At 72.5% G+C, this 12,293-nt stretch carries 10 protein-coding genes; 4 read left to right on the top strand and 6 right to left on the bottom strand.

Annotation, left to right across the window (positions count from 1 at the left end; translation table 11 throughout):
* The first annotated feature begins 7 nt into the window (after window positions 1–7).
* Window positions 8–1,777 (top strand): GAF domain-containing protein, encoded by a 1,770-nt coding sequence (locus ACIQCJ_RS25975; RefSeq protein ID WP_401314484.1) that lies wholly within the window; start codon window positions 8–10, stop codon window positions 1,775–1,777.
* Between the two features lie 127 nt (window positions 1,778–1,904).
* On the opposite strand, the gene ACIQCJ_RS25970 is transcribed toward ACIQCJ_RS25975, so the two are convergent.
* The 4 genes from ACIQCJ_RS25970 to ACIQCJ_RS25955 form a co-directional block, all read right to left on the bottom strand.
* On the bottom strand, window positions 1,905–2,972 hold the full coding sequence (locus ACIQCJ_RS25970; RefSeq protein ID WP_402712668.1) for an Acg family FMN-binding oxidoreductase: 1,068 nt from the start codon (window positions 2,970–2,972) through the stop codon (window positions 1,905–1,907).
* Window positions 2,973–3,072: 100 nt separating this feature from the next.
* Window positions 3,073–3,783 (bottom strand): response regulator transcription factor, encoded by a 711-nt coding sequence (locus ACIQCJ_RS25965; protein WP_355347438.1) that lies wholly within the window; start codon window positions 3,781–3,783, stop codon window positions 3,073–3,075.
* 209 nt (window positions 3,784–3,992) lie between these two features.
* Window positions 3,993–4,424, bottom strand: a complete 432-nt coding sequence (locus ACIQCJ_RS25960) for a cyclic nucleotide-binding domain-containing protein (RefSeq protein WP_355347441.1) — start codon at window positions 4,422–4,424, stop codon at window positions 3,993–3,995.
* On the bottom strand, window positions 4,424–5,116 hold the full coding sequence (locus ACIQCJ_RS25955; protein WP_402712667.1) for a CBS domain-containing protein: 693 nt from the start codon (window positions 5,114–5,116) through the stop codon (window positions 4,424–4,426). Before ACIQCJ_RS25955 ends, ACIQCJ_RS25960 begins: the two co-directional genes overlap by 1 nt.
* Before the next feature lie 325 nt (window positions 5,117–5,441).
* Here ACIQCJ_RS25955 and ACIQCJ_RS25950 point away from each other — a divergent pair, with 325 nt between their 5' ends.
* On the top strand, window positions 5,442–6,569 hold the full coding sequence (locus tag ACIQCJ_RS25950) for a universal stress protein (RefSeq protein WP_391164239.1): 1,128 nt from the start codon (window positions 5,442–5,444) through the stop codon (window positions 6,567–6,569).
* Window positions 6,570–6,849: 280 nt separating this feature from the next.
* Entirely contained in the window at window positions 6,850–9,234 is a 2,385-nt protein-coding gene (locus ACIQCJ_RS25945) for a phosphoketolase family protein (RefSeq protein ID WP_355347450.1), read from the top strand.
* A 79-nt stretch (window positions 9,235–9,313) separates the two neighbouring features.
* Here the strand turns inward: ACIQCJ_RS25945 and ACIQCJ_RS25940 are convergent, their stop codons facing one another.
* Both ACIQCJ_RS25940 and ACIQCJ_RS25935 read right to left on the bottom strand, forming a co-directional pair.
* Window positions 9,314–10,471 (bottom strand): cation:proton antiporter, encoded by a 1,158-nt coding sequence (locus ACIQCJ_RS25940; RefSeq protein ID WP_402712666.1) that lies wholly within the window; start codon window positions 10,469–10,471, stop codon window positions 9,314–9,316.
* Window positions 10,472–10,552: 81 nt separating this feature from the next.
* Window positions 10,553–11,107 (bottom strand): hypothetical protein, encoded by a 555-nt coding sequence (locus ACIQCJ_RS25935; RefSeq protein ID WP_402712665.1) that lies wholly within the window; start codon window positions 11,105–11,107, stop codon window positions 10,553–10,555.
* A 483-nt stretch (window positions 11,108–11,590) separates the two neighbouring features.
* On the opposite strand from ACIQCJ_RS25935, the gene ACIQCJ_RS25930 reads away from it, so the two are divergent.
* Complete coding sequence (locus ACIQCJ_RS25930; RefSeq protein WP_355347459.1) at window positions 11,591–12,214, top strand: hypothetical protein; 624 nt, start codon at window positions 11,591–11,593, stop codon at window positions 12,212–12,214.
* Window positions 12,215–12,293 lie beyond the last annotated feature (79 nt).

Genomic DNA, 12,293 nt, shown 5'->3' with positions numbered 1-12,293 from the left:
GGGGCTGATGCTCGGGGTTCGCGGTGCGCGTGGAGGACCGGTGGGAGAGGACGGCGACAGCTCGGGCGGGCGTTTGCCCCGTTTGCAGCTCGATGAGCTGCTGGACGAGTTGCAGGTCCGCATCGGGGCGGTGCGCGGCACGCAGAATCGGGTGCACAGCCTGCTGGAGGCCGTGCTGTCGGTGGGCCGGGAGCTGGACCTCGCGCATGTGCTGCGGCGGATCGTGGAGACCGCGGTCGCCCTGGTGGACGCCGAGTACGGCGCGCTGGGCGTGATCGGCGACGACGCGCGGCTCTCGGAGTTCCTGACCGTCGGGGTGTCCGAGGAGGAGGCCCGCGCGATCGGGCCGCTGCCCTCGGGGCACGGTCTGCTCGGCGAGCTGATCCGCCACCCGGAGCCGCTGCGGCTCGCTGAGCTGTCCGATCACCCGGCGTCGTACGGCTTCCCGGCGAACCATCCGCCGATGCGCTCCTTCCTCGGGGTGCCGATCCGGGTCCGCGACGAGGTCTTCGGAAACATCTACCTCACCGAGAAGCGCGGTGGCCGGGAGTTCGACGGCGACGACGAGACGCTGCTGTCGACCCTGGCGGTCGCGGCGGGTGTCGCGATCGAGAACGCGCGGCTGTACAAGACCGCCCGCGAGGGGCAGCGGTGGATGGCGGCCAACGCGGAGATCGTGAGCAAGCTGCTGTCGGGCGCCGGTGAGATGGATGTGCTCGGGCTGATCGTCGAGCACGGCCGGCACATCCTGGCCGCGGACCTGGGCGTGGTGGCGCTGCCGGTCGAGGGGACCACCGACCTCCAGGTGATGATCGCCGTGGGGGTGGACGCCGAGACCCACCGCGGTCTGGTGCTGCCGTGCGAGGGCTCGTTCATGGGCGCCGCGATGGCCGCGGCGCGGCCGATCACCACGGTGGAGATCGCCAAGGACCCGCGGGTGACATCGGGGCCGCCGCGCTGGAACGGCCTGGGGCCGACGATCGCCGTACCGATGATGGCGGACGGCGCGGTGCGCGGTGTGCTGCTGCTCGCCCGCGAGCTGGGTTCTGTCCCCTTCACCGAGGCGGAGTCCTCGCCGCTGCTGAGCTTCGCCGGGCAGGCCGCGCTGGCGCTGGAGCTGGCCGAGCGGCGGCGCGGCGCCGAGCAGCTCGCGCTGCTGGAGGACCGCGACCGGATCGCCCGTGACCTGCACGACCTGGCCATCCAGCGGCTGTTCGCCACGGGGATGACCTTGCAGAGCGCGGTGCGCTTCGTCCAGCATCCGGAGGCGAGCGAGCGGCTGCTGCGCGCGGTGGACGACCTGGACGAGACCATCAAGATCATTCGCTCGACGATCTTCGGGCTGCGCTCGCACGACCGGGAGCGGACCGCGCGCGGCCTTCGGATACGTGCCTCGATGGCGGTCGAGGACGCGGTCCCGACGCTCGGCTTCACCCCCGCCCTGCGGATGGAGGGGCTGATCGACACCGATGTGCCCACGCCGGTCGCGGAGGAGACCGTCGCCGTCCTGGTCGAAGCCCTCTCCAACGTCGGACGGCACGCCCGGGCGACCTCCGCCGAGGTCTCCCTGGTCGTCGCCTCCGGGACCCTGACCGTCACGGTCGACGACGACGGCGTGGGCGCCCCTTCCGGCGGGCACCGCAGCGGGCTGCGCAATCTGGAGGAGCGGGCCGCGCGGCTCGGGGGCCAGCTGTCCCTCTCCGCCAGCCCCCGCGGCGGCACCCGCCTGGTCTGGCGGGTGCCGGCCGCCCCGCCCTCGGCGGGGCCCAAGGCGTAGCCGGGCGCCGCGCGCGTCAACGACCCTCCGGGTCAATACACCTTGGGCCTGTCCGGCGGATCATGGGCGGTCCAGGCGGCGCCTGGCGCGTGCGAGCGCAAGGCGCCGGGATGGCCTCATAGCGGAGCTATTCGGGTATTCCGGCAACGCGGCGGGCGTGCGTGCCAGGGGTCGAAGGGGCCGTTCGTGATCCGCCGGACAGGCCCTCGGGCGTGTGCGTTCCGGCATCGGTGACGTCGGCGCCGGGGCGCCGGGGTGTGGCCGGGCCCTCCGGTCCGTAGCCGAGGCGGATCAGCATCTGTACGTGTTCCATGCCGCCGCGCGGGTCGCGCAGCAGCCACCGCAGGTCGTCCCATTCCAGCGCCTGATGGAGCAGTGACGCGCGGACAGTGTGAGCGGTCGCGACGAGCAGGACGTGCTCCAGCGCCTGACCGGCGCGCAGCCAGTCGGCGGGGCGGTCGTGGCAGGTGGACAGGACCGCGATCACCGGGTGCCGCTCGAAGGCCGCGGAAGGCTGGTAGTTCTCCGGGCGCAGCGCGGAGAAGTCCCGCAGCGGCAGTCGGCCCGCGCTGTCCTGCGGGCCGAGCGCCCGGCCCGGCAGGCCGTCCGCGCTCCCCTCACGGATCCAGCTCCGGCTCTCGGCCCGGCGGTCGGAATCGCTCATGCCGCGCCGCTCGGCCTCCGTGGTGAACTCCAGCAGGCGGGCCGTCTCCTCCGCCGCGGGCCGTACCAGCCGGGCGCCCTCGGCGTCCGCGGCCTCGGCCAGTTCGGTCAGCACCTGGGCGGGAAGCGCCTGCTCGGAGAACGGCAGACGGCTGCTGTGCCGCCGCCAGATCGCGTCGTACAGGTCCTGCCGGTCGCGGCGGGCACCGGTCGGCAGCGGTCCGGCCAGGCGTACGGAGGCCAGCAGGTCGGGCTCGGCGGGGTCGGGCAGCAGCCGCGGCACGGGGTCCCAGCCGAAGTGGGCGACCGCGACCCGGAGGTTGAACAGGGCGGCGCCGACCGACAGGTGGACGGCGCGTCCCATCGGGTCGACGTGCCGCAGCCCGCGGTCGACGGCCGCCCGTACCTCCAGCGTGCTGGTGTCGGGGTCGAGCCGGAACCGCCACGGCTGAGTGTTGTGGATCGAAGGCGCCGCGCCCGCCGCGGAGATCAGCTTCTCCAGGGTCTCCGCGTCCAGTGGTGCGGTCCGCATCGTGTTCTCCTCCCGGCCGTCCTGCTTCAAGGCTGACGGAGCACGACGGGCGGCGGGAGGGGCCGTTGGTGCCCGGCCGGAGGGCCGGTCGGCCCCGTGTTCAGCGGCGGCCGTGCTCCGGCCCGGAGTGCTGGGCGGTGTCGTGCGTGGCCATGACGGCCGCCTGGATGCGGCGCTCCACACCGAGCTTGGCCAGCAGCCGCGAGACGTTGTTCTTGACCGTCTTCTCCGACAGGTACAGGCGCTTGCCGATCTGGCCGTTGGTGAGTCCCTCACCGACGAGTTGGAGGATCTCGCGCTCGCGCGGTGACAGCGAGGCGAGCGCCTCGACCTCGGGTTCCGCCGTCGCTGTCGGGCCGCCGCCGCGCAGATTGCTCATCAGCCGGGAGGTGGTGGCCGGGTCGAGCATCGACTGCCCCGAGGCGACGGTCCGCACGGCGGCGACCAGGTCGGAGCCCTTGATCTGCTTGAGCACATAGCCCGCCGCGCCCGCCATGATCGCGTCGAGCAGCGCGTCGTCGTCGTCGAAGGACGTCAGCATCAGGCAGGCGAGACCGGGCATCCGCGACCGCAGCTCGCGGCAGACGGTGATGCCGTCGCCGTCGGGCAGCCGGACGTCCAGGACGGCGACGTCCGGCCGCAGGGCCGGTCCGCGGGCCTCGGCCTGTGCGGCGGTCGCGGCCTCGCCGACCACCTCGATGTCAGGTTCCGAGTCGAGCAGGTCGTGGACGCCGCGCCGGACGACCTCGTGGTCGTCCAGCAGGAAGACCCTGATCGGCGCCTGCGGTGAGAACTGCCGTACTTCGGTCATGTGCGCCGATCCTTCGCCCTGTCGTGTGCCGCGCCCGGTCCTCTGATCATGAACGGTCGTACGGACCCGTTGCTAGGGCCGAACGGTCCCTTGGCCGGTATCGGACGTCGGGGCAGGGTCTGGAGCGCAGTTGTCGCCCATCGCGGGCCCACGGCCGGGAGGCCGCTCAGCCTCCTTCGCTTCCGCGCTCTCCGCGGCTCACGGGCTGCTCACCGCTCGAGCAGTCTGGCCCGGGTGCTCTGCAACCGGTGGGCGACGACCTCGCCGACCTTCATCGCCAGGGCTCGTCCGAACACCGGGTCCGCTTCGGCCAGCGCCCGTACCACGGTGGCGTCGAACTCCTGTGCCCGCACGGGGCTTTGGGCCTGGGCGCCCATCTGCCAGACGTACGGCGGGAACAGCCAGGACCAGCCGAGCAGGTCTCCGGGGCCCAGCATCTCCACCTCGGGGGCCGGGCGTCCGGGCCGCCGGAGGTCGAGGGTGACGGCGCCGGTGCGCACGACCCAGAACCGGTCGGCCCGCTCGCCCTCCTCGTAGATCCGGGTGCCCGCGGGGAACGACACCTCTCGGGCAAGGCTCTCCAGCCGCTGCCGTCCGGGGGACGGGAGCGAGCTGAACAGGCCAGTGGTAGCGGTTCTCATCACCGTGCCCCTTCCGGTCGCGTCGCTTCGGCGAGGGAGTCGTCGAAGCGTGAGGTGAGTCTGTTGACGACGCCGACGACCCCGTCGATCCGTCCGGTCATCCAGCCGGCCACCGGAACCTGGTCCGCCCGCTCCAGCCGGCCCTCCAGGGTGACCACGCCGCCGGTGACCGTGACCCCCACCGCGTCCGACGGCGCCCAGAAGGTCTTGACGAAGACCTCGTCGATCACCTCGGCGCGGATCTCGTCGTCCGGGCGGAGGAAGACCCGCAGCAGGTCGCGCCGGGTCACGATGCCGACCAGGCGGCTCTCCTCGTCGAGGACGGGCAGCCGCTCCACCCCGTGCTCCAGCATGGTGCGCGCGGCGCCGACGACCGACTCGTACGCCTGGACGGTGACGGCCGGGGCCGACATCAGCTCACCCGCGGTGCGGGCGCGGGCCTTGGCCGCCTTCCGGTACGCGGCACGGTTCAAAAACATGCGCCGCGCGGGGACGTTCCACGCCTGCTCCGCCTGGCGGAACATCAGGTCGGTCGCGGAGATCACCCCGATCACCTTCTCGTCGTCGTCCACCACCGGCACACCGCTCACCCGGTGCTTCCCGAGCAGCCCGGCGATGTCCTTGAACGGTGTCGCGGGGCGGACGCTGACGACGTCACTCGTCATCACGATCCCGACCTCACGCTGCTTCATGACCCACTCCTCCGCGGACGCGCTCGCCTGCCGCCCCTCTCCCTTCACGGTGCGGCGCGCGCACTCCGTGTTCCAGGGCCACAAGGGGTGGCCGCCCCGGCCGACCGGCCCTCGCGAGGTCCCGGCGCCGGGGCCGGTGGGCCGGCTCGCGCCGCCGCCCGGTTCCGCTCCACGTCGGCCAGGTACCGGCACGGAGCCCGCGGCGAAACCCCCTTTTATATGTATAACCAGGAGAATGGGAAGATAAAGGATAAAACGGTGAGATCTCGGGGCGTCCGGTCGATGTGCGGGCCGGTTCGGCCTCGGCGGCGAGAAGGGAACGGCCATGGCGTGCGGAAGCCTGCGGGTGTATCTCGGGGCGGCCCCAGGGGTGGGCAAGACGTACGCGATGCTCGGCGAGGGCCACCTGCGTGCCGACCAGGGCACCGACGTGGTCATCGCCTTCGTGGAGGACTACGGCAGGCCGCTGACCCACCGGATGGCGGAGGGCCTGGAGCAGGTGCCGCGCCGGACCGTCGGATACCGCGACTGCGCCTTCACGGAGATGGACCTCGACGCCGTCCTCGCCCGCCGCCCGCAGCTCGCGCTGGTCGACGAGATGGCCCACACCAACATCCCCGGCGCACGGAACAAGAAGCGCTGGCAGGACGTCCACGAATTGCTCGACGCGGGCATCAACGTGATCTCCACCGTCAACATCCAGCATCTCGAATCGCTCAACGACGTGGTGGAGCACATCACCGGAGCCAAACAGCGCGAGACCGTTCCGGACGACGTGGTCCGCGGCGCGGACCAGATCGAGCTCGTGGACATGTCCGCCGAGGCGCTGAGGCAGCGGATGGCCGACGGCGACATCTATCCGCCGGAGCGGGCCGAGCTGGCACTGGTCAACTACTTCCGCGCCGGAAACCTCACCGCCCTGCGCGAGATCGCCCTGCTGTGGGCAGCCGACCGGGTGGAGGAGGCTCTTCAGCGCTACCGCGAGGGCCACGGCATCCAGCAGCCCTGGTCCGCGCGCGAGCGGGTGCTGGTCGCCCTCTCCGGCGGCGCGGAGGGCGACACCCTCATCCGGCGCGCCAAGCGCACCGCGTCCCGCGGCGCGGGAGGCGAATTCCTCGCCGTCCACGTCGAGCCCGACGACGCGTCGACGTCCCCTTCCGCTCACCTGCCGACCGAACAGCGCGCGCTGGTGGAAGAGCTCGGCGGCACGTACCACACGCTCACCAGCGGCGACCCGGCCCGCGCCGTCCTCGACTTCGCCCGGCGGGTGAGCGCCAGCCAGATCCTGATCGGCGCGACCCGGCGCACCCGCCTCCAGAGGCTGTTCAGCCGGGGTGTCGGCGAGATCATCGTCGAGGGCTCGGGCGACGACATCGACGTATGCGTCGTCACCCATTCCCGTGCCGCCCACGGCCGGCTGCTCCGCGGCCACCAGGCCAGGCAGGACGGCTGAGTCACGCGCGGCGCTCCGCCCGACGGGGCGTCGGCACCACGCGGCCGGGGCGGTTGCTCCGGGAGCGATGCGGAAGGCGTGTCCGCCCGGATCGCGCCACACGCCCCGGGCGGTTACCCCGGCCGACCGGCACCTCGTGGCAGACTCGCGCGAGGAACGCCGTGTCCCGACCCGGGGGCGCTGGCCCGAACGGCCCCCGATCGCTGCCCGGTCGGCTCTGTCGGACCGCGGGCGAGACCTCCGAGTCTGGGACGACGACTTCGACTCCGCGGAGGAAGACATGTCTCAGGCACCCCCGGCCCAGCCGGGCAGCGCTCTTGACGACACCGAACTGGCCGCCCTGGTCGCCCACTGGAAGGCGGCCAACTACCTGTCCGTCGGCCAGATCTACCTGCTCGCCAATCCCCTGCTCGAGGAGCCGCTACGCCCCGAGCACATCAAGCCGCGGCTGCTCGGCCACTGGGGGACCTCCCCCGGCCTCAACCTCGTGCACACCCACCTCAACCGGGTGATCAGGACCCGCGGGCTGGACGCGCTCTGCGTGTGGGGCCCCGGACACGGCGGCCCCGCGGTGGTGGCCAACTCCTGGCTCGACGGCAGTTACTCCGCGACCTATCCCGACATCGGGCGGGACGCGGACGGCATGGCCCGGCTGTTCCGGCAGTTCTCCTTCCCCGGCGGCATCCCCAGCCACGTCGCGCCCGAGACGCCGGGCTCGATCCACGAGGGCGGCGAGCTGGGATATTCGCTGTCCCACGCGTACGGCGCGGCCTTCGACAACCCGGACCTGCTGGTGGCGTGTGTCGTGGGCGACGGCGAGGCGGAGACCGGTCCGCTGGCCACCTCCTGGCACTCCAACAAATTCCTCGACCCGGTGCACGACGGCGCCGTCCTGCCGATCCTGCACCTCAACGGCTACAAGATCGCCAACCCGGCGGTGCTGGCCCGGCTCCCCGAGCACGAGCTGGACGAACTGCTGCGCGGCTACGGCCACGACCCGATCCACGTGACGGGCGACGACCCGCACGACGTGCACCGGGCGATGGCCGCGGCCATGGACACCGCGCTGGACCGTATCGCCGCCATCCAGGACGCGGCGCGTGCGGGCGACGACGGCGAGCGGGCCCGGTGGCCGATGATCGTGCTCCGTACACCGAAGGGCTGGACGGGACCCGCCGAGGTCGACGGGCTGCCGGTGGAGGGCACCTGGCGGGCGCACCAGGTGCCGCTGGCCGGGGTCCGTGACAACCCGGAGCACCTGCGCCAGTTGGAGCAGTGGCTGCGCTCGTACCGCCCCGAGGAGCTCTTCGACCGGGACGGCCGCCCGAGCGCCCAGGTGCTGAGCTGCACGCCGGACGGCGAGCGGCGGCTGGGTCTGAACCCGCACGCCAACGGCGGTCTGCTCCGGCGCGACCTGCCGGTGCCGCCGCTGGAGGACTTCGCGGTGGCGGTCGACAAGCCGGGGGTGAATCTGCACGAGCCCACGCGGGTGCTCGGCGGGCTGCTCAAGCAGATCATGGCCGACACCGCGGAGCACCGGGACTTCCGGCTGGTCGGCCCGGACGAGACCGCCTCCAACCGGCTCGAAGCCGTCTACGACGTGAGCGGGAAGGCGTGGGAGGCCGAGGTACTCGACACCGACGAGCACTTGGAGCGCGGCGGCCGGGTGATGGAGATCCTGTCCGAGCACACCTGCCAAGGGTGGCTGGAGGGCTATCTCCTGACGGGCCGTCACGGCCTGTTCTCGTGCTACGAGGCGTTCGTGCACATCGTCGACTCGATGGCCAACCAGCACATCAAGTGGCTGCGCACCTCACGGCCGCTGCCGTGGCGGCGGCCCATCGCGTCGCTCAACTACCTGCTGACGTCGCATGTCTGGCGGCAGGACCACAACGGCTTCTCGCACCAGGACCCCGGCTTCGTGGACCACGTCCTCAACAAGTCCCCCGAGGTCGTGCGGGTCTACCTGCCGCCGGACGCCAACACCCTGCTGTCCGTGGCCGATCACGTGCTGCGTTCCAAGGACTACGTGAACGTCGTGGTCGCCGGGAAGCAGCCCTGCTTCGACTGGCTCGATCTGGAGGCCGCCCGCGCGCACTGCGCACGCGGCGCCGGCATCTGGGAATGGGCGAGCTCCGAGGACGGCGCGGAACCCGATGTGGTCCTGGCCTGCGCCGGTGACGTCCCCACGCAGGAGACCATCGCCGCCGTGTCCCTGCTGCGCGAGCACCTTCCCGACCTGTCGGTACGGGTCGTCAACGTGGTCGATCTGGCGCGGCTGCTGCCCAAGGACGAACACCCGCACGGCATGCCCGACGCCGAGTACGACGCGCTGTTCACCCCCGACAAGCCGGTGATCTTCGCGTACCACGGCTACCCGTGGCTCATCCACCGGCTCACCTACCGCCGCACCGGCCACGCCCATATGCATGTGCGCGGCTACAAGGAGAACGGCACCACCACCACGCCGTTCGACATGGTGGTCCGCAACGACCTCGACCGCTACCGGCTGGTCATGGACGTCATCGACCGCGTCCCCGGCCTCGCGGTGGCGGCGGCGCCCGTCCGTCAGAAGATGGAGGACACCCGGCTGCGCCACCACGACTGGATCCGCGAACACGGCGTCGACCTCCCCGAGGTCGCCGACTGGTCCTGGACCGGCTGAGGGCCGGGAACGATTAGAGGTGGGAACGGCGGGCCTTCCGGATTCCGGGAGGCCCGCCGTCGCTGCGCGGGGCTCGCGGTCAAGGGGCGGCCGGTGCCGCGAGGGCGTCCTTCGGGGTGCTCGGGCCGGTGAGGGAGGTCGCGAGGGTGGCGGCGGCGATGGTCACCAGGGCGCCGAGCATGAGGGCCGCGGCCTCACCGGGTTCGAGCAGGCGCAGTTGGGTGCCCAGGGTCGCGGCGGCCACCGGGACGCCGAGCTGGGCGGAGGCGAGGACGCCCACGGCGAAGGGCTGGCCGGTGACCCGCAGCGCGGCGTGCACCGCGACCGCGCCCAGCCCGAGCGCCACGCCGAGCACCGCGAAGGAGGGGTGACCGGCCAGGGCGCGCAGATCGAGGGACGCCCCCAGCCACAGGAAGAACAGCGGGCCGAGGAAGCCCTCGGTCAGGGCGAAGAGCTGTTTCGCCAGGCGGCGGGGTTCGCCGATCGCGGAAACGACCAGGCCGAAGGAGAAGCCCGCCAGCATGATCGAGACATGGGTCCGCACGGCGAGCGCGGCCAGTGCGAACAGGATGACCAGGCTGATCCGCAGTTCCAGGGCGAACCGCCGCTCCTCGGAGAGCCGGTGCATTCTGCGCCGCAGGCCGTCGCGCTCGAACCGGCGCAGGACCAGGAACAGCGCCGCCGCGCAGGCGATGACCGCGCACGCGCCGAGCGCCGCGCGGGCGGCGTGGCGCGGGTCGATCACCAGGGGCAGGGCGACGATGCAGGCCGTGTCGGCGACCGCGACCTGGGGCAGCATGCGCAGGATCTGCGGGCCGCCGAGCGACAGCGAGTCCACGATCGGCAGGATCAGCGCGGCGGACGACGACGCCATCAGCACCGTATAGAGAGCGGTGTGCCCGGTGTCGAAGCCCCGCGCCAGGAGGAATGCGGGGACCGCCGCCAGGACGCCGACGGCCAGGGCGCGCCCAGCCCCGCTGCCCAGTCCCGCGCGCAACTGCGGGTCACGCACCGGTACCCGTGCGCCGGCGACGAACATGATCAGGGCGAAGCCGATGTCCGCGAGGAAGGCGAACGTCGGATCGTCGGCGTGCAGGTAGCCGATCACGGTGGGTCCGAGCAGGACACCGGCGGCCAGCTCGCCCAGGACGACGGGCAGGTGCCACTGTTTCGGCAGGGCCAGCAGCGGGCCCAGCAGGGCGGCCAGGGACAGGACGGCCAGCGTCGCGAAGCTCACAGGCGGGGTCTCCTGGCAGACGGAAGGACCGGCGGGTCACTCACCGTACTGGCGGGACCGTGGCCGGGCCAGCACCGTCGGTCACACGCTGTGGTGGCCCCAGCGCGAGTCGGCCTCCGTCCACTCGGCGTCCCAGCGGGCACACCGGCGGTGGTCGAGGAGTTTGGTGGTGATCCCGCAGCCGATCAGGACGCCGACGCAGATGGCGAAGGCCGCTCCCGCACCGATCACATCGGCCTGGAATTCCCCGGAGGAGGGGGACAGCGGCTGCGCGACCTCGACACCCTGGCTGTTGGTCCACACCGGAACGACGGCGCCGCGGGAGGTGCCGGGACTGGCCGTGACGATGCCGGTGAGCACGGTGCCGTCGGGCGCCTTCCACTGCGCAGGTACGTCCACCCGGGACAGCCGGTAGCCGTCCGGGGCCTTCTGGGTCAGGACCGCGCTGGTGCTGTGCCGGTCGAGACGCTGCTGCGCGTACTCGCGCTGGAGACCGTGCGCGGTCGAGACTCCGACCAGCACCGCGACCACCAGCGCGGCCAGGGCCGCCGCGAGGAAGGCCCACGCCTCCACGGCGTACGAACGTCGGCGCAGCGGATTCTTCCGCAGACGCCACAGCCAGATTCCGCGTTCCATGGTCGGTCCCTCCTCGTCGAGCGACACGACGGGGGCCGACTGACCCCGTGTCTCCACGCTCCCGCCTCCCGCGCCGTCTGCGGAGGGCCGAACGGCCCTGTCGGGTGGGTGGACCGGACCGCGTGGGACGCCGCCGGGCTCCGCGGCCGGACCGGATGAGCGCTTCGGCCACCCGTCACCGAAACGGAGCGGTCATGAGCACACGGTGAGTGGTCGCGGGACGGCCGGACGGGTGAGGTCTGTCGGGGCGCGCCGGAAGGTATCAGCGGCGGAGGGTGGCCGACGGGCCCGCCGTGGGACGCCTGCCGCCTCGGAGCCTCGACGCCTCGGCACGTGACGCCTCGGGGCTCTCGGCCCAACCGGGCCGCCGGGCAGAGCCGTTCGGCCCTGCGGGTCGGGCCGTGAGCCCCCAGCGTGCGGCCAACACCGCGCGGCACAGTGGTGTCTGACCGAACGTCAACCCCCATTGAACTGGGAGCCGTCATGGCAGTCCACGACCACACCCGGCAGCACGCAGGGTTCCGCCTCCCCGCTCGGAACAAGGCGTCCGCCGACCGCGGCGGCGACGCGACGGCCGTCGGCACCGACTCCGCGCTCGTCGCCAAGTCGCTCGCCACCGTACGGATCGCGACCGGTTTCGTCTTCCTGTGGGCCTTCCTCGACAAGACCTTCGGCTGGCACTACGCGACCGGCTCCGGCAAGGGCTGGATCGACGGCGGGTCGCCCACCAAGGGGTTCCTGTCGGGTGTCTCCGCCGGTCCGCTGGAGTCGTTCTTCCACGACATCGCGGGCAAGGGCTGGACCGACTGGCTGTTCATGCTCGGCCTGCTCGGCATCGGCGTCGCCCTCATGAGCGGCGTCGCCCTGCGTCTGACCGCCGCCGCGGGCACCGTCTTGATGGCCATGATGTGGGCCGCCGAATGGCCGCCCGCGCAGCACCTGTCCACCGGCGCGCCGAGCATGTCCTCCAACCCGTTCGTGGACTACCACCTCATCTACGCCCTCGCGATGATCCTCTTCGCCTTCGCCGCGGCGGGCACCACCTGGGGGCTCGGCCGGGCCTGGGCCCGCGTCCCTCTCGTCGCCCGCCACCGCTGGCTCGTGTGAGCCCCGCACCACCCGCGCCTGACGGGGCACCGCCACCACGGCGGTGCCCCGTCGCACGCGTGCGCGCCCTCGATGTCCG

Source organism: Streptomyces sp. NPDC093221, assembly GCF_044753885.1.
Taxonomy (GTDB): Bacteria; Actinomycetota; Actinomycetes; order Streptomycetales; family Streptomycetaceae; genus Actinacidiphila.
This window is presented reverse-complemented; position numbering and strand designations above follow the sequence as displayed.